Origin of the sequence: Gluconobacter roseus NBRC 3990, assembly GCF_006538885.1 — a bacterium.
GTDB classification, from domain to species: Bacteria; Pseudomonadota; Alphaproteobacteria; order Acetobacterales; family Acetobacteraceae; genus Gluconobacter; species Gluconobacter roseus.
The window spans coordinates 623,803-642,193 of sequence record NZ_BJLY01000001.1 but is presented as its reverse complement, the minus strand read 5'-3'; the positions used below and the strand labels follow the sequence as shown (position 1 = coordinate 642,193).

The following is an 18,391-nucleotide window of genomic DNA, read 5'->3' as shown; positions in this document are numbered from 1 at the left end:
TGGCAGGGCAATGTCAGAGGCATGAAAACCCGTCTTCTGCACGTCGCCGCTGCCACAGGACTGGCGGCACTGGCCTTCACAGCCACCCCCGCCAGAGCGGATCATCCCTGGCAGGACGCTCCTGCTCCCGCCTCCATCACAGCCGATGCAGCACTCCCGGGCCTTCAGCCCTCAACACTGCTGACTGGTACGAACGGAGCCTATCTGGCCCTCGATACTGAAGGCCATCCCGTCCGCATCACCTCCGCCAATACAACATCCCCCCTCCCCGGTCCCAACCTGCCGACCGAGCGCCTTGTCGCCCTGACACTCTCGGGAGACACATTATGGGGTCTCACGGCTGGCGATCAGCCTATTCTGATCCGGATGTCACAGGACGGTTCAGTCCAATCCCGCACACCACTCACCGGTGCCTCCATTACCGGCAGCAATCTGGTCGCCCTGCAGGTCCACGATACCCACGCCTATCTGGCTGACGAAGGCAAACCCGCCCTCGTCGTTGCGAACCTTCAGACCGGCAAGGCCACCCGCTTTCTGCCCTTCGACCCGTCCCTGACCGGCCGTCACCCGCTCCTGCGCGCCGGACAGCCCCAAATGGGCCCGGACGGACGTCCGATGGCCGGCGGCAATGTCCGCTTCCTGATGCTGGGCGTCAAAGGCCAGTGGCTCTTCTACCAGCCCGCCTGCGGCCCCATGTTCCGCATTGATACTGCCCTGCTGACCGACACGGACTTCACCCCGGTCGAACAGCTCGACGGCATCACGGAATGGCGCACGACCCCGAGCCTTGGCGGCGCAGCCCTGACCCCGGATGACACATTCTACCTGTCTGACATCACCGTCGGCAGCATCCTGAAATTCGGCAGCGACCGCATCCCGCTGCGGATCCTCAAAGACCCGCGCCTCTTTCACGCAGGCGCCCCTGCTATCCCAGAAGGCCATAAGATGGCCGTTCTGGTCACGGAAGATGGTACAACCCACATTCTCCGCATCGCCTTGCCCTGACAGGACGTGATATAAATTTTCCTATGCGCTACCGATCGACCCGCGGCGAGCTGACCGCCGACGCCCCGAACTTCTCTGACATCCTTCTCGCAGGCCTTGCGGGAGATGGCGGTCTCTACATGCCGGAGAGCTGGCCGAAGATCAGCCCCCAGATCCTGCGCGAGTGGCGCACGCTCTCCTATCCGGACCTCGCCGCCGAAGTCATTGCCCTCTTCACCGAAGGCGCGATCGACGTCGACACCCTGCGTGACATGACGCGTGACGCCTATGCGGATTTCGATCACGCCGCCGTCGTCCCGCTGGTCGAGGTCGAGCAGGACCTATACTCCCTCGAACTGTTCCATGGCCCGACGCTCGCCTTCAAGGACATGGCGATGCAGATGCTCGGCCGCCTGTTCGACCACGTCCTGACCCAGCGCAACCGCCACGTCACGATCGTCGGCGCCACCTCCGGTGACACCGGTTCGGCCGCCATCGAAGCATGCCGCGGCCGCGAACGCCTCTCCGTCGTCATCCTGCACCCCAAGGGCCGTACGTCTGACGTCCAGCGCCGCCAGATGACGACCGTTCAGGACGACAACATCCTCAACATCGCCGTCGAAGGCGATTTCGACACCTGTCAGGATCTGGTCAAGGCGATGTTCGCCGACCATACCTTCCGTGACGAAGTCTCGCTCTCGGCCGTCAATTCGATCAACTGGGCCCGCATCGCCGCCCAGATCCCGTATTACGTCCGCTCAGCCCTCGCCCTCGGCGCACCGGACCGCGAGGTCTCCTTCTCGGTCCCGACCGGCAATTTCGGCAACGTCCTCGCCGCCTGGGCCGCCAAGCAGATGGGCCTGCCCATCAAGAAGCTCTGCATCGGCTCCAACCGCAACGACATCCTCACCCGTTTCGTCATCGACAACGACATGAGCGTGCGGACGGTCGAACCCAGCCTGTCGCCCTCGATGGACATTCAGGTCTCGTCCAACTTCGAGCGCCTGCTGTTCGAACTGCTGGACCGCAACTCCACCCGCTGCGCCGCCATCATGCGCGAGTTCCGCGAGACCGGTCGCATGGCCGTCCCGCATGACGCCTGGACCCGCATGAAAGAGGTGTTCGAGGGCATGACCCTCACCGACGAACAGACCAGCGAAGCTATGCGCCTGTTCTACAATGAGAGCCTCTATCTCGCGGACCCGCACAGCGCGATCGGCCTCGCCGTCGGCAAGCGTTTCCAGGAACCCGGCATCCCCATGGTCGCGGCCGCCACGGCCCACCCGGCCAAATTCCCTGATGCCGTCATCGCCGCCACCGGCATCCACCCCAAACTCCCGCCGCACCTGTCCGACCTGTTCGAGCGCACCGAGCGCTACGAATGCATGGACAGCCAGATTGCCGGCCTTCAGGACGCCGTCCGCGCCCATATCCGGCGCGGCTGATCGTCCAACACAGGCTCCCCAACCGGGGAGCCTGCCTTCCTTCGACAATACGGAACCTCATGCCCGATACGATTGAAGTCACCAGACTCGATAACGGCCTGACCATCATCACCGAACGGATGGACCGCGTCGAAACCGTCTCCTTCGGAGCCTATGTCTCCATCGGCACGCGCGACGAGACCGCCGACAATAACGGCGTCTCCCACTTCCTCGAACACATGGCCTTCAAGGGCACCGAGCGCCGCTCCGCCTCTCGCATCGCCGAGGAGATCGAGAATGTCGGCGGCTACATCAACGCCTACACCGCACGCGAAACCACAGCCTACTACGTCAAACTGCTGAAGAACGACCTCGCCCTTGGCGTGGACATCATCGGTGACATCCTGACCCACAGCACGTTCCTCGATGCCGAAATCGAGCGCGAACGCGGCGTGATCCTTCAGGAAATCGGTCAGGCCAACGACACCCCGGACGACATCATCTTCGACCAGTTCCAGGAACGCGCCTTCCCCGAACAGCCCATGGGCCGCCCCACACTAGGCTCGGAAGAACGCGTCTCGACCATGACACGCGACACGCTCATGTCCTACATGCGCGAGCACTACACGACCCACAACATCACGATCGCCGCCGCCGGAAACCTGCATCACCAGCAGGTCGTTGATCTGGTGAAAGACCACTTCCGCGACCTCCCCACCCATCAGACGCCCCGCCCCCGCGCAGCCGCGTATGAAGGTGGCGAACTGCGTACGACCCGAGAACTGGATCAGGCCCACCTTGTCATGGGCTTCCCGTCGGTCAGCTACATGCACCCCGACCACTACGCGGTCATGATCCTCTCGACGCTGCTCGGCGGCGGCATGTCCTCGCGCCTGTTCCAGGAAATCCGCGAGCGCCGGGGTCTGGTCTACAGCGTCTATTCCTTCGCCTCCCCCTTCAGCGACAGCGGCCTGTTCGGCCTCTATGCCGGCACGGGCGAGGAACAAACTGCCGAGCTCGTCCCCGTCATGATCGACGAACTCAAGCGCCTGCAGGACGGCCTGAGCGCGGAAGAGCTGTCCCGCGCCCGCGCCCAGCTCAAATCCTCGCTCCTCATGTCCCTGGAAAGCACCGGCAGCCGCTGCGAACAGCTCGCCCGCCAGATCCAGGTCCATAACCGCCCCGTCCCCACGACCGAGACGGTCGGCAAGATCGACGCCGTGACGGAAGCCGACATCCTGCGCGTCGCCCGCACCATTTTCTCCGGCACGCCGACTTTCACCGCCATCGGCCCCGTCGGCAACATGCCCTCGCTCGAGGACATCACAGCAAGGCTCGCCGCATGACCAGCACAACGCCCGTCGAAGCCCTCCTCGCCGCCGCCCGCCGCCACGGCGCGGACCATGCGGACGCCATCCTTGTGCGCGACGAGTCCGAGTCCGCGCTCGTCCGCAAGGGCGTCCCTGAAGGCATCGAGCGCTCCGAGAGCGTCGCCCTCGGCCTGCGCGTCTTCCGCGGCAAGCGAGCCGCCACGGTTTCGACAAGCGTTCTGAACGAGGCCGAGTTCGACCGTCTGGCCGAACAGGCCTGCGCCATGGCCCTCGTGGTTCCCGAAGACCAGTATGCCGGCCTAGCCGAAGCCGCCCTTAAGGGCCGTTTCGACGCCGCCGGACTGGACCTCGAATGCAGCTCCGCCCCGAGCATGGACGACCTCCTCGCCCGCGCCCGCGAGGCCGAGGATACCGCCCTGTCCTTTGAAGGCATCACCAACACCAACGGCGCCTCCGCCGGTCACGGGCGCACCTCGGTCATGCTCGGCACCTCGGCCGGTTTCTTCGGCGCCTACAGCCGCACCGCACATTCCACCAGCGCCAGCGTCCTCGCCGGCGAAGGCGCCACGATGCAGCGCGACTACGCCTATCGCAGCGCCGTGCATCTCGAAGACCTCGAAAGCCCGACCGTTATCGGCCGCGAAGCCGCCGAGCGCGTCCTCGCCCGCATCAATCCTGGCCGCCCCCGCACCGGCACCTACAGCGTCATCTACGACCCGCGCGTCTCCAGCACCCTGCTCGGCCATCTGGTCGGCGCCAGCAATGGAGCCGCCATCGCCCGCGGGACATCCTTCCTCAAGGACAGCCTCGGCAAGCAGATCCTCTCCGCCGGCCTGACCGTCCATGACGATCCGCGCCGCATCCGGGGTGCAGCCTCACGTCCCTTCGACGCCGAAGGCTGTGCCGCCCTGCCGCTGGACCTCATCGCGGATGGCGTGCTCCAGACCTGGCTCCTCGACTCCCGCAGCGGACGCCAGCTCAACATGCCCACGAACGGCCGCGCCAGCCGTGGCATCGCCTCCCCGCCCTCGCCAAGTGTGACAAACCTTCATCTCGCCCCCGGCCCCCTTTCCGCCGAAGCCCTGCGTTCCGATATCAGTGAAGGGATCCTGATCACCGAACTCATGGGCTCTTCGGTCAACATGCTGACCGGCGATTACAGCCGTGGCGCTTCGGGCTTCATGATCCGCAATGGCGAGATTGCCGAACCCGTCGCCGAACTCACGGTGGCTGGCAATCTCAAGGACATGTTTGCCCGCATGATTCCGGGCAGTGATCTAATGTTCCGGCAGAGCGTTAATGCGCCGAGTATCCGGATCGACGGCATGAACATTGCAGGACTTTGATGCGTAAATTCCGACTTTCTACGACCGCCCTCGCCCTCCTCTGCGCTGTCAGCTTCGGCGCGCTGGGAACAGCGGATGCGCGCCCGGGCGGCGGCAGCTCCATCGGAAGCCGCGGCTCCCACACTTGGAGCGCCCCGCCACGCACCTCCATCACGCCCGGCTGGGCCCGCCCGATGGACCAGTCCGCCACACCGCGCACGCCGCCCGGTTACGGCTCGCCGGGCTATGCCAGCCCACGTCCGATGCCCGGCTTCGGCGCCCCGGCCTACAGACCGTCCTACCCGGTCCGCCATCCATTCATGAGCGGCTTTGCAGGCGGCTTTCTGGGCGCAGGCCTGTTCGGTCTGCTGAGCGGTCACGGTTTCATGGGCGGGATGACCGGCGGCACGTCCTTCTTCGGCTTCCTGCTGCAGGTCCTGATTATCGGCGGCCTGATCGCCTTCGTCCTGCGCATGTTCGGGAACCGTGGCCAGCGCAGCCCGATGGGCATGCCCTCTTCTACAGGCGCCCCCCCCTTCGGCAATGCAGGCGGCAGCGCGCCCGTGACGCTGACCAATGACGACTACATGAGCTTCCAGCGGCTCCTGCTCGACATCCAGGCCGCGTGGAGCGCACAGAACATGCGCGCCCTCGCCAGCATGGCCACGCCGGAAATGACAGGCTATTTCAACGCCCAGCTTTCCGATCTGGCGAGCCGTGGCGCCCGGAACATCGTCTCCAACGTCCAGTTCCAGCGCGGCGACCTCTCCGAAGCCTGGCGCGAAGGCAACCTGACCTACGCCACAGTTGCCATGCGTTACTCCATGACGGACGTCACCACGGACTCCATGGGCAACGTCATCGACGGCAGCTCTACCGAGCCCGTCACCGTGACCGAACTCTGGACCTTCGTCCGCGCCGACGGTCGCGGCAACTGGATCCTCTCCGCCATCCAGCAGGCCGGCTGAAAAGCCCCAGAAACAGAAAAAGGCCCGGGAAACCCCCCGGGCCTTTTTTATTGCCTGAATGAGACGCTAAACCCCGGCCGTTACAGCCGCGTCAGCGTAATCACGTAAAAGATGACGGCCAGCAGCACCACACCGCCAACAATCCCCGTAATCCTGCTCAGACGCCGCTTGCGGGCGAGATCAATATCCGTCGTCATGTTCATCCGATCAGAACCCGGTCAACCAGCAGTCCGCAGAACAACAGGAACAGATAGGCCAGCGAATACCGGAACGCGAACCGCGCCGGCTTGTCCTTCGTCAGGCTCACCCCTTCCGCATCCTGTTTGTCCATCAGCACCCGGAACGCGCAAAGAATGAACCCAAGGTCCAGCAGACTGGTCACAACCGTATAGGTCAGCCCGACTTCATGCACGAAGCTGGGCACCAGCGACACAGCTGTAAGAATGAACGTGTAGATCAGGATCTGCCACCGCGTATGCCGCGCACCCTTCACGACCGGCAGCATCGGAATGCCCGCCTTGCCGTAATCTTTGCACGCATAAAGCGACAGCGACCAGAAATGCGGTGGCGTCCACAGGAACACGATCGCAAACATCGCGACCGGCAGCACAGCCATGGAGTTCATGGTCGCAGCCCAGCCGATCATCGGCGGAAACGCCCCCGCAGCCCCACCGATCACAATGTTCTGCGGCGTGCTCCGCTTGAGCCACATCGTGTAGATCACGCTGTAGAAAAAGATCGAGAACGCCAGAATGCCAGCCGCCAGCGCATTCGTCGCCAGCCACAGCACAACCACCGACAGAACCGAGAGCACAACGCCATAAACCAGTGCCGCCTGCTCCGGCATACGCCCGTCGGGAATGGGCCGCACCACCGTCCGCTTCATGATCGCGTCAATGTCGCGGTCATACCACATGTTGATCGCACCAGCGGCCCCGGCCCCGATGCAGATGCAAAGGATGGTAATCAGCCCGATGGGAATGGACGGCCAGCGCGGCGCCACAGCCATGCCCGCAGCACCCGTAAACACCACCAGCGAAATCACACGCGGCTTGAGAAGTGCCAGCCATTCACGCAGGGACGGATCACCATCCTTCCCCGGAACGGAAAAAACCCCCGAAGGGGCTAAAGGTGTCGCCGTATCGCTCATGCCGAGACCCGGGCACGCCCGGTCTCCCTCAACAGGAACAGCCCCAGCAGACCAAAGGCCAGCAGGCTGATCCCCATAAGAATTTCACCATAGATCATGACGCCCGGCACCACGGAGCAGAACGCCCCTGCCAGCATCAGGCAGGCATGTCCCCGGCTCATCATCGCGGGGATCCGGCCGGGGAGAAGCATCTCAACCCAGGCATAGAACCCGCCGCACAGCGCCATGATGCCACCAAACGCCACCGCCGTATGATCGCCCGAATGCCCCGGAAGCCAGTCAGACAGCCACCCGGCCGTAAACAGCAGAATGCTGCCGATCGCCCAGAGCGCAGCACCATCCAGATCCCGCTTCTGCTGCCAGACATCCCGGCACAGCGCCCCGATCAGCACAACCGACGGGACGATCTGCGTCACGAGAACAAGGCTCGACGTCATGCCCGATGGCAGCGCCCCATAAAGCCCGTCCATCCACAGAAGCGGCCCGCCAATGCCCATCACGCCGAACACATAAGGCGCCACCGTCAAAGATGCACCGGCGCTGGCAGAACGTGACAGCAGCGCAGACGCCACCAGCCCCAGAGCCGGGGTCAGCATCAGCGCCATTTCCGGAAGATGCAACGTTTCGATCAACGCGTCCGTCGTGATCCCATCCAGCATGCCGCGCGTCACAACAGCCGCCAGAACCGGCGCCACGAGAACAACACTGCTCGCCGTCGCCAGAAGCGACCAGGCCAGCGGCGACATATCGCGGAAACGGCGGACGCGACCCTCAAGGCAGGTCGTAATCACATCGATCGCAACAGCCAGAATCCCGACCGACCATAGCAGCAGCGCCACAAACGGCAGAACCGGAAGCAGCACCACACCAGCCGACAGGAATCCGAACCCGGCCATCGTCAGGCCCCGAAGCACGGTCCGGTCAGTCCCCAGCGCAGACGGCAGAAGCCACTGGCCAAAGCCACCAAGCGCAGCAGGGCACATGACGAAGAACGTCATGAGAATACCGTGGCAGAACGCCTGCCCGCTTGTAGGATGTGTCTGAAGAAATGGCAGAGCCAGCGACCCGCCCAGCAAGCCGGCAAACAGTGCCAGCAGAATAAAAGACGTTCCGACTCGGCGGCTGGAACGGGCTGGGGCAGTATCGACGGCCTGATAAGTCATGATCGCGTAGTCGGTCCCTGAACTAGGAATACCGCAGCGAGCGTCGGAATACTCGGCGCCGACACGTGTCCGGAACCAAACGCCGATCAGGCGACCAGGGCTGCTGCGTCGCTTTTACTCTCGCATTGCGGCAATGTCACGAGTGTAAACAGTCCCGCAGGGGGAACCGGCGTCAGTGTGGCGCGACGCAGGTCTTCCGGCGGCAGAAGCGACTCAATGGCAAAATCCGGATGCCAGCCCAGCGAACGCGATGCGCGGGCCATACCCCGCTCGACGGACAGGCGCAGTCCGCCCGTTGCCAGGAAGTGGTTGACGAACAGGATATGCCCGCCCGGCTTCACAACCCGCTTGAGCTCGGCCAGCAGCCGGTCCGGATGCGGCACGACGGACGCAACGAACATCGCAACGGCAATATCGAAGCTGTCATCTTCAAACGTCGTGGCTTCCGCATCCATTTCCAGCAGATCGTCCACATTCGTCAGATGCTCCTGAAGCACCCGCATCCGTGCACGCTCCAGCATGTCCTCGGACAGATCGATTCCCGTAATGCGCTTGTCATGGTTGTAGGACGGCAGGGCAAGGCCCGTTCCGACACCAACTTCCAGGACCCTCTCTCCCGGCAGGGCGTTGACCGCAGCCACTGCTCTCTTGCGTCCGTACCCTGAAATACCGCCAAAAACAGTATCATAAACGCGGGCCCAGCGACGATAAGCCGTTTTGACGGCTTCCGCGTCCAGTGCCGAACGCGGGGAAAGGGTTGAGGACATGGTGATATACGACCTTCTCTGTCCGCTCGACCCTCACAGGTCCGAGCTGTCCGGAACTTGTTCAATTGGCACCTTCTTGCCCTCCCGGATATGCATCTGGCAAGAGACACCATGCGCATGACGTTTCAAGGCCATGTCACGAAACAGGCCAGGGAGGACAACCGTGCTGATCTATTTCCTAGCTCTGATCACATTTGTGGTCTGGGTAGCGCTCTACAGTCTTTATTTTCGGGAACATATTAAAGCATGGCTCGAAAACCGTTTCGGAAAAGACACCCCACCCTCTTCTGCTGATGCGTCAACTGATCCCATAAAACCCTTGGATTATTCCGTTCGCCCAAAGGATGACTGATTTTCAGATCATTTGATCATACTGATATTGCAAACTTCCGAAGCCGCAGAAAAATGAGCCCTGACCTCATATCTGCCGGAATTTCTCTTCGGCAAATCATATAGCGATCCACCAAAAAAAAGCCCTCGCCACATTTGAATGTAGCAAGGGCATTCATAACCATCAGACCAAGACCAAACAGTCCATACGTCTTCATTGACGGCCTGATCCAGATGATCAGAATATATCCGACATTTCAGCAGAACACATGGACTGGCTTCTGCGAACGCCTCAAACCAGCACCCGCCTCTCGATCGCATCCCAGATCAGCCCGGCGCTATTGATTCCGTCAAACCGGTCCAGTTCCTGCAACCCGGTCGGCGACGTCACATTGATTTCCGTCAGCCAGTCCCCGATCACATCGATCCCCGTAAAAATCAGCCCGTGATCGCGCAGATACGGCCCGATCGACTCACAGATTTCCTTATCCCGCGGCGTCAGTTCCACACTCATGGCCCGACCGCCGACATGCATGTTCGACCGCGCTTCACCCGTCGCCGGAACGCGGTTGATCGCGCCAATTGCCTCGCCATCCACCAGAATGATGCGCTTGTCGCCCTGACGCACAGCCGGCTCGTAACGCTGGATCATGAGCGGCTCACGCGAACGTGCGAAATGCATCTCAAGTAACGCGCCCAGATTTTCATCATCCGGCTTGATCCGGAAAATCCCCGATCCGCCATTGCCATAAAGCGGCTTGACGATGATGTCCTGATACTTCTCGCGGAACGCCAGGATCTCACGCGTATCCCAGGTCACGAGCGTCGGCGGCATCAGATGCGGAAAATGTGTCACCAGCAGCTTTTCCGGCGCATTGCGCACGGCCACCGGATCATTCACCACCAGCGACCGTCCCTCGCCCACACCATGCACATGCTCAAGCATATGCGTGGCCGTGATATAACCCATGTCGAACGGCGGGTCCTGACGCATCAGGATCACATCCGTCTGCCCCAGATCCAGCACCTGCTCCTCACCGAACGTCGCATGATTGCCCCGCTCGCGCCGAACCTCGACACGCCGCGCCCGGGCCTGCACACGCCCACCCTTGCCCTGCCCCTCGACAAGGCTCAGCGTCGTCACCGGATAGACCCACAGCTCATAGCCGCGCACCTGCGCCTCAAGCATCATCGCAAACGTGGAGTCACCATCAATATTGACGTACTCCAGAGGATCCATCTGGACAGCAACGCGAAGAGAACGGGACATCGGAAAACTCCGGCAGGGAGAAAGAGGAGTGGTCCAGTCCTCTGTAACCGCATGACCCGGTTTTTCAAAATCCACGCCGGGCGAAGTTCCCTGTCATGTCCGCCAGCACCTGACATGGGCCTCCAGCAGCACGCCTGCACTCTGCTTCCAGAAGCGCTCAGTCCGCCGCCACCGCCACGGGATAAACAATCTTCAGGATCTCGATCTCCACCGGTCCACGCGGCGTCTGCAACATCGCCACATCCCCGACGCATGTCCGCATCAGCGCCCGTGCCACAGGCGAGACCAGACTGACCTCCCCCCGCGCCAGATCGGACTCGTCCACACCAAGGATCGTCACGGTATGCTCGACGTCATCCTCGTCCACGTATGTCACGGTCGCACCAAAAAACACGCGGTCCCGCGTCGTCTGGGCCGCAGGATCCACGATCACCGCATTCTCAAGCCGCTTGCCCAGAAACCGCATCCGCCGGTCAATTTCCCGCAACCGGCGCTTGCCGTACTGGTAATCCGCATTCTCCGAACGGTCGCCATTACTCGCCGCCCAGGACACGATCTCCACAATCCGGGGCCGCTCCTTCTGCGCCAGCTCCCGAAGCTCGGCCCGCATGACCGCGGCCCCCTTCGGCGACAGATAATGTGAAAGTGGCGTCTTCTCAGCCATCGACCGCCCCCACCCGGAACCGCATGGACCCACCAACCTGCGCACCCGGCTCCAGCACATGCAGCCCCCGGTCCGCGATTTCGGGATGATTGATCGCATCGGTCATGTTCGTCACCGGCTCAACCGCCACGAACGGACTGTCAGGCGCCGTGAACACAACCACATGCCCGAACAGCCGATCCGCCTCGACAGTCACCGACAGCCCCGTCTCCCCGTTCATCAGCACGGCCCGGCCGCCAAACCCGGAGAAACAGTTGTCGATCGCCCTCGCATGCGCATCCACAGGCTGCCCAAACGCCCATTCGCCCTCACAGGGCACCCGCCTGAATGGCAGAGAGTCCGGCGTCGTCAGCCAGGCATCCGCCGCATCAAAAGCCAGCGTCGCGGCCCCCTTTGCAGCGAGGAACGGATGGAACCCCAGCCCCACCGGCTGCCTGCCCGCATCGCGGTTCTCCACCACAAGCCGCACCTCCAGCCCGTCCGGCCTCAACCCGTAAGACAGCTCGGCACGATAGACGAACGGCCACTGCACATCATCAGCCTGAGGCACATGATCCAGCACCAGCACGACATCACTGTCCGTCCGGTGCGCCACCGTCCATTCCCGCTCCCAGCCATTGCCATGAATGGCGCTGCTCTCGCCCGCCATGTTGGGAGCCAGCCGGTACTCCCTGCCCTCAAACGCAAAACGCCCCTGCGCAATCCGGTTGGAGTACGGAACCAGCGGATAGGCCGCCACCGCCTCGCCGTGCTGCGCCACCAGCGCCGGATTGGCCACGGGCAGAAACACGTCCTGCCCACGAAACTGCCAGCTCCCAAGCGCCCCACCGACCTTAGCCAGAACAACGACCCGCTGCTCCCCGGCCACAAGCTCAATCATCCCGGACATGTCACGCACACCATCAGCCATGACCGCGACCTCCCGGACAGAATTGCGAAAAAGTCTCGGGCATGGCGTCCGAAGAAGAAGTCATGAACAAACCGGTCCTGAAAAAAACATGCGCGCCCCAATACGGACGCCGCAGAAGAAACGGGCTTATGCCCCGGATCAGCGTCCCCGGCCACGCTTCTTCTTCGCCGGATCATACCCACCCCCGCCCGGCCCCAGCGGCACAGGCGTCTTCGGAGCTTTACGAGCCCCCGGCCGCCCGGCGGTCGAAGACCCGATCGGCGGCGGCTCCAGCCCCATGTCGATCGCCTCCAGCCGCTTGACCTCGTCACGCAGCCGCGCCGCCTGCTCGAAGTCCAGATTGGCAGCAGCCTCGCGCATCCGCTTCTCCAGATCCTGAATCGTGGCCGGCAGGGACTTGCCAACGAACTGCTCCGTATCCCCGGCCCCATCCGGCGCAACCGTCACGTAATCCTGCTCAAACACCGAGGACAGCGCATCGCCAATGCGGGAGCGGACCGTCATCGGCGTAATGCCATTGGCCGCGTTCCACTCCATCTGCTTCGCCCGACGCCGCGCCGTCTCCTCGATCGCGTATTTCAGGCTGTCCGTCTCCTTGTCGGCATAGAGCAGCACACGTCCCTCGACGTTACGCGCCGCACGGCCAATCGTCTGGATCAGCGACGTCCGCGAGCGCAGGAAGCCTTCCTTGTCCGCATCCAGAATCGCCACCAGCGAACATTCCGGAATATCCAGCCCCTCACGCAGCAGGTTGATCCCGACCAGCACGTCAAACGCCCCAAGACGCAGATCCCGGATAATCTCGATCCGCTCCAGCGTATCCACATCCGAATGCAGATAACGGACCTTGATGCCCGCCTCGCCCAGATAATCCGTCAGATCCTCGGCCATCCGCTTGGTCAGCGTCGTGACGAGCACACGCCCACCCTTGCCAATCGCCTGATGACATTCATGCAGCAGATCATCGACCTGCCCCTCGACCGGCCGCACATCCGTCACCGGATCAATCAGCCCCGTCGGACGGATGATCTGCTCGGCAAACACACCGCCCGTCTGCTCCATTTCCCAGGGACCCGGCGTCGCGGACACAAAGATCGACTGCGGCCGGAACGCATTCCATTCCCCGAACGCCAGCGGACGGTTATCGATGCAGGACGGCAGACGGAACCCGTAATCAGACAGCACGCTTTTGCGCGCCCTGTCCCCGCGCTCCATCCCGCCAATCTGCGGCACCGTGACATGGCTTTCATCCACGATCAGCAGCGCATCTTCCGGCAGATATTCGAACAAAGTTGGCGGCGGATCGCCCGGCCCACGCCCGGACAGATAGCGCGAGTAGTTCTCGATCCCCTTGCACGCCCCGGTTGTCTCGATCATTTCCAGATCGAACGTGGTCCGTTGCGACAGACGCTCCGCCTCCAGCAGCTTCCCCTCTTCGGTAAACTGCGCCAGACGTCCACGAAGCTCGTTCTTGATCCCGATCATCGCCTGATTGAGCGTCGGCCGCGGCGTCACGTAATGCGAGTTCGCATAGACGCTGATTTCCGCCAGATCCGCCGTCTTGTTCCCCGTCAGCGGATCAAATTCGACAATCTGGTCAATCTCGTCGCCAAACAGCGACACCCGCCAGGCCCGGTCCTCGTTCTGCACCGGGAAAATATCGATCTGCTCGCCCCGAACCCGGAACGTCCCGCGCTCAAAGCCCGCATCATTGCGCCGGTACTGCAACTCCACCAGCGCCTTGATCAGCCGGTCGCGGTCAATGGACCCGCCAACTTCAAGCCGCACCACCATCTTCGAATACGTCTCGACCGAGCCGATACCGTAAATGCACGACACGGACGCCACGATGATAACGTCATTACGCTCCAGCAGCGCCTGCGTGGCGGCGTGGCGCATCCGGTCGATCTGCTCGTTAATCTGGCTGTCCTTCTCGATATACGTGTCCGACCGCGGCACATAAGCCTCCGGCTGGTAGTAATCGTAATAGGACACGAAATACTCGACCGCATTATCCGGGAAGAACTGCTTCATCTCCCCGTAAAGCTGCGCCGCCAGCGTCTTGTTCGGCGCAAGAATAAGCGTCGGCTTCTGCGTCGCCTCGATCACCTTCGCCATGCTGAACGTCTTGCCAGAGCCCGTAACGCCCAGCAGGACCTGATCCCGCTCACCGCCCTCGACGCCCTGAACCAGCTCGGAAATCGCCGTCGGCTGATCCCCCGCCGGATCGTAATCCGATTTGACAACGAATTTGCGCGTCTTCGCCTTCGCAGGCTGTCGCTCCGGCAGGAACTGGGTCATCGGCATTGCGGTCGCATTACGGACGGACGAGGATTCTTTTCTGGCCATCATGCCAAGATGGGAAAGCGCATCACGGACAGCAAGAGCCCTCCCCGCCCTCTTCCATAAAGACAGCATTCCACCTGCGTATCTTTATGACATTTTATTGCTGAAAGGGATGGAGAGACTCGTTCCCCGGGGGTATCAAGACCGGCGTATCTTTGAAGGAAGAACGGTCATGGACGTCCAGACGATCGAGCAGACCTATAACCAGCTCCAGCAGCAGGCCCAGCAGACCGCGCAGGCCCTTCAGGCTCTCGGCTCCAAAATGCAGACCGCGGCCCAGACCGGCGACATGCAGGCCCGCGAATGGTCCCTCGACCTGCGCGAACTCGCCCTCGCCTTCCAGGCTGAACAGCAGCAGGTCACGAACCTCCTGCAACAGCTCCACGCCGCCCTCGCCAACGCCCAGCAGGATTACGGCACGCAGCCGAGCTATCAGCAGCCCACGCAGCAGGTCCCCGTCCAGCCGGTTCAGTCCGCGCCGGACAACAACTTCGTCTCGAACATCCTCAATTCCGGTTTCGCCCGCTCCGTCGAAGCTGGCGCAGGCTTCAGCATCGGCAACGACCTCATCAAGGAAATCTTCTGATTTTTCAGGATGTTTCATTCCTGACGCTCTCCGGTACCCCCGCCTGGTAAAGCCTGCATCACCCTCTTCAGACCCGGCTGCCGGCCGGGCCAAGTCCTCTTCGCGCCCTGACTCTCGCACCGCAAAAATCCATAGTGAGCCGGGCCTTCGCTTCGAAGAGCTTTCAAGAAATCATATACGAAAATATAACGATTTCAGAAGAAGGTTACTTCTGATGTCGTAGAATAAATTAAAATTATTTCACGAAATCTGGATCAATAATCCCCAAACGAAAATCATTCCCTTTGAATACAGATCATATATTTTCGTAAATCTAAAATTTCCTCCGCTTTATTATTCAAAAAACAATGCAATGAGGTGATGTAATAATGAAACAGAACGCCAAAAATGCACAAATTCACTAACAAATATGTTGTTTCGTTGCATTTTTATGACGTAGCGTGACCTACAGGATTTACATCGTGAAGAATTAGGACCAGCCCGTGCAGTCAGATCTGGGACGATATCTGTTATCCGGCGTTGCGTTGATCGGCCTTCTGATCAGCTCTGCCCATGCCGAAACCACCGACCACGCCGACCATAAAACGCATCCGCATCGTTCCACTCACGCGAATCACGCCCGCGCCGCAGGCCCGACGCACCGCGCGCCAGCCCCCCGCAAGCACACGGAAGTCAAATCCGGCTCCGAATCCATGACCGTCCATGTGCGCCGCAGAGGCTCCCACAGCGCGGTGGAAGTCGTGTCGCGCGAAACGATGGATCACTTCGTCGCCGGCACGAGCCCGATGCAGATTCTCGCGCTCACGACACCGGGCGCCAACTTCGCCTCCGATGACGCCTTCGGTCTCGATACGGTGGCCAACACTCTGTACGTCCGTGGCTTCAACCAGACCCAGCTCGGCGTCTCGCTCGACGGCATCCCGATGGGCGGCCAGGGCTTCCATAACTGGAACGGCCTCGGCGTCGACCAGATGGAAATCCAGGAAAACATCACCAGCCTGACCATGTCCCAGGGCGCAGGCGCACTGGATACCCCATCGGCCCAGACCCTCGGGGGCGCCATCACCTTCACCTCCTCGGACCCGTCCGACAAGGCAGGCGGCCAGATCAGCCAGCTCTTCGGCAGCTATAACGGCTTCCGCACCTACGGCCGCGTGGACAGCGGCAAGCTGAACTCCAGCGGCACGAAATTCTACGCTGCCTATGCCCGCACCGCTCAGGATCTGTGGAAGGGCTATGGCGACCAGCAGGAACAGCAGGCCAATTTCAAACTGCTCCAGCCCGTCGGTGACCGCGGCAAGATCACGGCCGTCTTCGACTACTCGAACTTCGAGCAGTACAACTATCTCGGCCTGACCAAGAACATGTGGCAGAAGATGGGACGCAACACGACCTATCTGAAACCCAATTACGAACTCGCCAAGCAGTACGCCTATTACGCCCAGAATGGCGGCGTCCCCGCCGGGCTCGAAGGCGTGCTCTCCAATGACGAAATCGGCGATTACGCCTATGACGGCACCCAGACCCAGAGAAACTATCTCTCGGCCATCACGGGTGAATTCCAGCTCTTCCCGAACGTCACGTCCAAGACAATCGCCTATGCCCATATCTCCAACGGCGATTACAGCGCGACCAACCCGTTCCTGATCTCGCCGACCTCACAGGTCCCGATGGCCATGGAAACCGGCCATCCCGATGTCCGCCGTCTGGGCTTCGTCCAGAACTTCGACATCCATGCCGGCCATAACAACGACATCAAAACCGGCATCTGGTACGAGAACGACCGCTTCAACTACCCGATGATGATGTATGAAGACGGCGTCAACACGCCGCATTCCTCCATCGCCGACTTCAAGAACGGCACCACCTGGTGGTCTGATTCCTTCAACACCAACACGTTCCAGTTCTACCTGCAGGACACCTACCAGATCATCCCGGGCATGACGGTCGAAGCCGGCTTCCGGTCCCTGCTGCAGACAACCCATGGCGGCACCAGCGTCGACAACACGAGCTCGCTATCCGAATGGGGCGTCTATTACAGCCACCCCGCCTCCGGGAACCTGACGGCTGCCAACGCCTTCCTCCCGCATTTCAACTTCGACTATCACTTCCTCAACCAGCACGAAGTCTATTTCGACATTGCTGAAAACATGCGTGCCTATGACTACTCGGCCCAGAGCTCCAGCGGCTCCCCGTGGTCAGGTCTCGGCAGCGCTTCCAACCCCGCACAGACCGTCTTTGACGAGAACAAGAAGTCCCTGCGCCCCGAGCGGACCTGGAACTACGTCGTCGGCTACCGCTTCAACTCCCACTACTTCTCCGGAAGCGCAGATTTCTACCACACCGACTATTACAACCGCCTCGCAGCCATCACGAGCGGCTCAACCGGCAACACCTACAGCTCGTTCATGAATGTGGGTCGTGAAACCATGAACGGCGCAGACGTCGCCGGCACGCTCCGCCCCCTGCCCGGTCTGGCCATCACCAACAGCTTCAGCTGGAACGATGCCACCTATGAAGACTCGCACCTGCCCTATAACGGCGGTTACGTGAGCATCAAGGGCAAGCGTCAGGTCTACTACCCGAAGTTCATGTACAAGGCTGACGTGAGCTACACCTGGCACCACGCAACCTTCAACTTCAACACGACGTACACAAGCGCACGTCAGATGACCTACACCAACGATGAGCAGATTCCGGCTTACTGGACGTCAAACCTCAACGTTGCCTACGATTTCGGCAAGGTCGGCTTTGCCCAGAGCCTCAAGACCTCCTTCGGAATCTCCAACCTCTACAACCAGAACTATATCGGCGGCGTCTACGGCGCAGCCTCGGTCGCCGGTGACGACAACGCCAACCTGTTCGTCGCAGCCCCGCGCGAGTTCTTCGGAACGATCGCAGCCCAGTTCTGATCCGATCCCCGCGATCCGGTGCCTCTCACAGGCGCCGGATCCGGCCATCCGGTCAGCTCCTCACATAACAACAAAACATATCACATACATCTTGTGACATTATGTTGACCGTTCCGTTATCTCTGCTCATATCAATGTTATATTTCACATAAGCGCAGACATGCCATTCATCGCACTGATCAATCCTGATCCAAGGATCCCAGTACGATGGACACCCGATCACCTCGCCTTTCTTTCAGCAGCTTTGTGGCGTCTCCCACC

The 18,391-nt window shown here is 61.4% G+C and carries 14 protein-coding genes; 7 read left to right on the top strand and 7 right to left on the bottom strand.

From position 1 onward, the window contains the following. Positions 1 to 21 precede the first annotated feature (21 nt). From GRO01_RS02785 to GRO01_RS02765, 5 genes are read left to right on the top strand one after another with little or no spacing between them, the layout of a single operon-like run. Entirely contained in the window at positions 22 to 1,005 is a 984-nt protein-coding gene (locus GRO01_RS02785; protein WP_062507541.1) for a hypothetical protein, read from the top strand. Between the two features lie 23 nt (positions 1,006 to 1,028). Beyond that, on the top strand, positions 1,029 to 2,429 hold the full coding sequence (gene thrC, locus GRO01_RS02780) for a threonine synthase (protein ID WP_062507543.1): 1,401 nt from the start codon (positions 1,029 to 1,031) through the stop codon (positions 2,427 to 2,429). A gap of 59 nt (positions 2,430 to 2,488) precedes the next feature. Further along, complete coding sequence (locus GRO01_RS02775) at positions 2,489 to 3,754, top strand: M16 family metallopeptidase (RefSeq protein WP_062507545.1); 1,266 nt, start codon at positions 2,489 to 2,491, stop codon at positions 3,752 to 3,754. Beyond that, the gene (locus GRO01_RS02770; RefSeq protein WP_062507547.1) at positions 3,751 to 5,085 is read left to right on the top strand and encodes a TldD/PmbA family protein; all 1,335 of its coding nucleotides are present in this window, start codon (positions 3,751 to 3,753) and stop codon (positions 5,083 to 5,085) included. The genes GRO01_RS02775 and GRO01_RS02770 overlap by 4 nt, the downstream gene beginning before the upstream one ends. Continuing rightward, complete coding sequence (locus GRO01_RS02765) at positions 5,085 to 6,032, top strand: Tim44 domain-containing protein (protein ID WP_062507550.1); 948 nt, start codon at positions 5,085 to 5,087, stop codon at positions 6,030 to 6,032. Before GRO01_RS02770 ends, GRO01_RS02765 begins: the two co-directional genes overlap by 1 nt. 199 nt (positions 6,033 to 6,231) lie before the next feature. On the opposite strand, the gene GRO01_RS02760 is transcribed toward GRO01_RS02765, so the two are convergent. From GRO01_RS02760 to uvrB, 7 genes are all read right to left on the bottom strand, one after another. Further along, a complete protein-coding gene (locus GRO01_RS02760) occupies positions 6,232 to 7,182 on the bottom strand; it encodes a heme o synthase (RefSeq protein WP_041112112.1) in 951 nt (316 codons plus the stop codon). Next, positions 7,179 to 8,345, bottom strand: a complete 1,167-nt coding sequence (locus tag GRO01_RS02755) for a cbb3-type cytochrome c oxidase subunit I (protein ID WP_062507551.1) — start codon at positions 8,343 to 8,345, stop codon at positions 7,179 to 7,181. The genes GRO01_RS02760 and GRO01_RS02755 overlap by 4 nt, the downstream gene beginning before the upstream one ends. An 86-nt stretch (positions 8,346 to 8,431) precedes the next feature. After that, a complete protein-coding gene (locus GRO01_RS02750; protein ID WP_062507553.1) occupies positions 8,432 to 9,112 on the bottom strand; it encodes a class I SAM-dependent methyltransferase in 681 nt (226 codons plus the stop codon). A gap of 622 nt (positions 9,113 to 9,734) precedes the next feature. Beyond that, positions 9,735 to 10,712, bottom strand: a complete 978-nt coding sequence (gene gshB / locus GRO01_RS02740; protein ID WP_062507555.1) for a glutathione synthase — start codon at positions 10,710 to 10,712, stop codon at positions 9,735 to 9,737. A 157-nt stretch (positions 10,713 to 10,869) separates the two neighbouring features. Continuing rightward, positions 10,870 to 11,376, bottom strand: coding sequence for a transcription elongation factor GreB (gene greB / locus GRO01_RS02735; RefSeq protein ID WP_062507557.1), 507 nt, complete (start codon positions 11,374 to 11,376; stop codon positions 10,870 to 10,872). After that, the gene (locus GRO01_RS02730) at positions 11,369 to 12,286 is read right to left on the bottom strand and encodes an aldose 1-epimerase (RefSeq protein WP_231490069.1); all 918 of its coding nucleotides are present in this window, start codon (positions 12,284 to 12,286) and stop codon (positions 11,369 to 11,371) included. Before GRO01_RS02730 ends, greB begins: the two co-directional genes overlap by 8 nt. A gap of 138 nt (positions 12,287 to 12,424) precedes the next feature. Beyond that, positions 12,425 to 14,635, bottom strand: a complete 2,211-nt coding sequence (gene uvrB, locus GRO01_RS02725; protein ID WP_062507591.1) for an excinuclease ABC subunit UvrB — start codon at positions 14,633 to 14,635, stop codon at positions 12,425 to 12,427. A gap of 169 nt (positions 14,636 to 14,804) precedes the next feature. Here uvrB and GRO01_RS02720 point away from each other — a divergent pair, with 169 nt between their 5' ends. Both GRO01_RS02720 and GRO01_RS02715 read left to right on the top strand, forming a co-directional pair. Continuing rightward, a complete protein-coding gene (locus GRO01_RS02720) occupies positions 14,805 to 15,218 on the top strand; it encodes a hypothetical protein (protein WP_062507560.1) in 414 nt (137 codons plus the stop codon). 692 nt (positions 15,219 to 15,910) lie between these two features. Continuing rightward, positions 15,911 to 18,130 carry a TonB-dependent receptor family protein gene (locus GRO01_RS02715; RefSeq protein ID WP_231490071.1) on the top strand — a complete coding sequence of 740 codons (2,220 nt, stop codon included), beginning with the start codon at positions 15,911 to 15,913 and terminating at the stop codon, positions 18,128 to 18,130. Positions 18,131 to 18,391 lie beyond the last annotated feature (261 nt).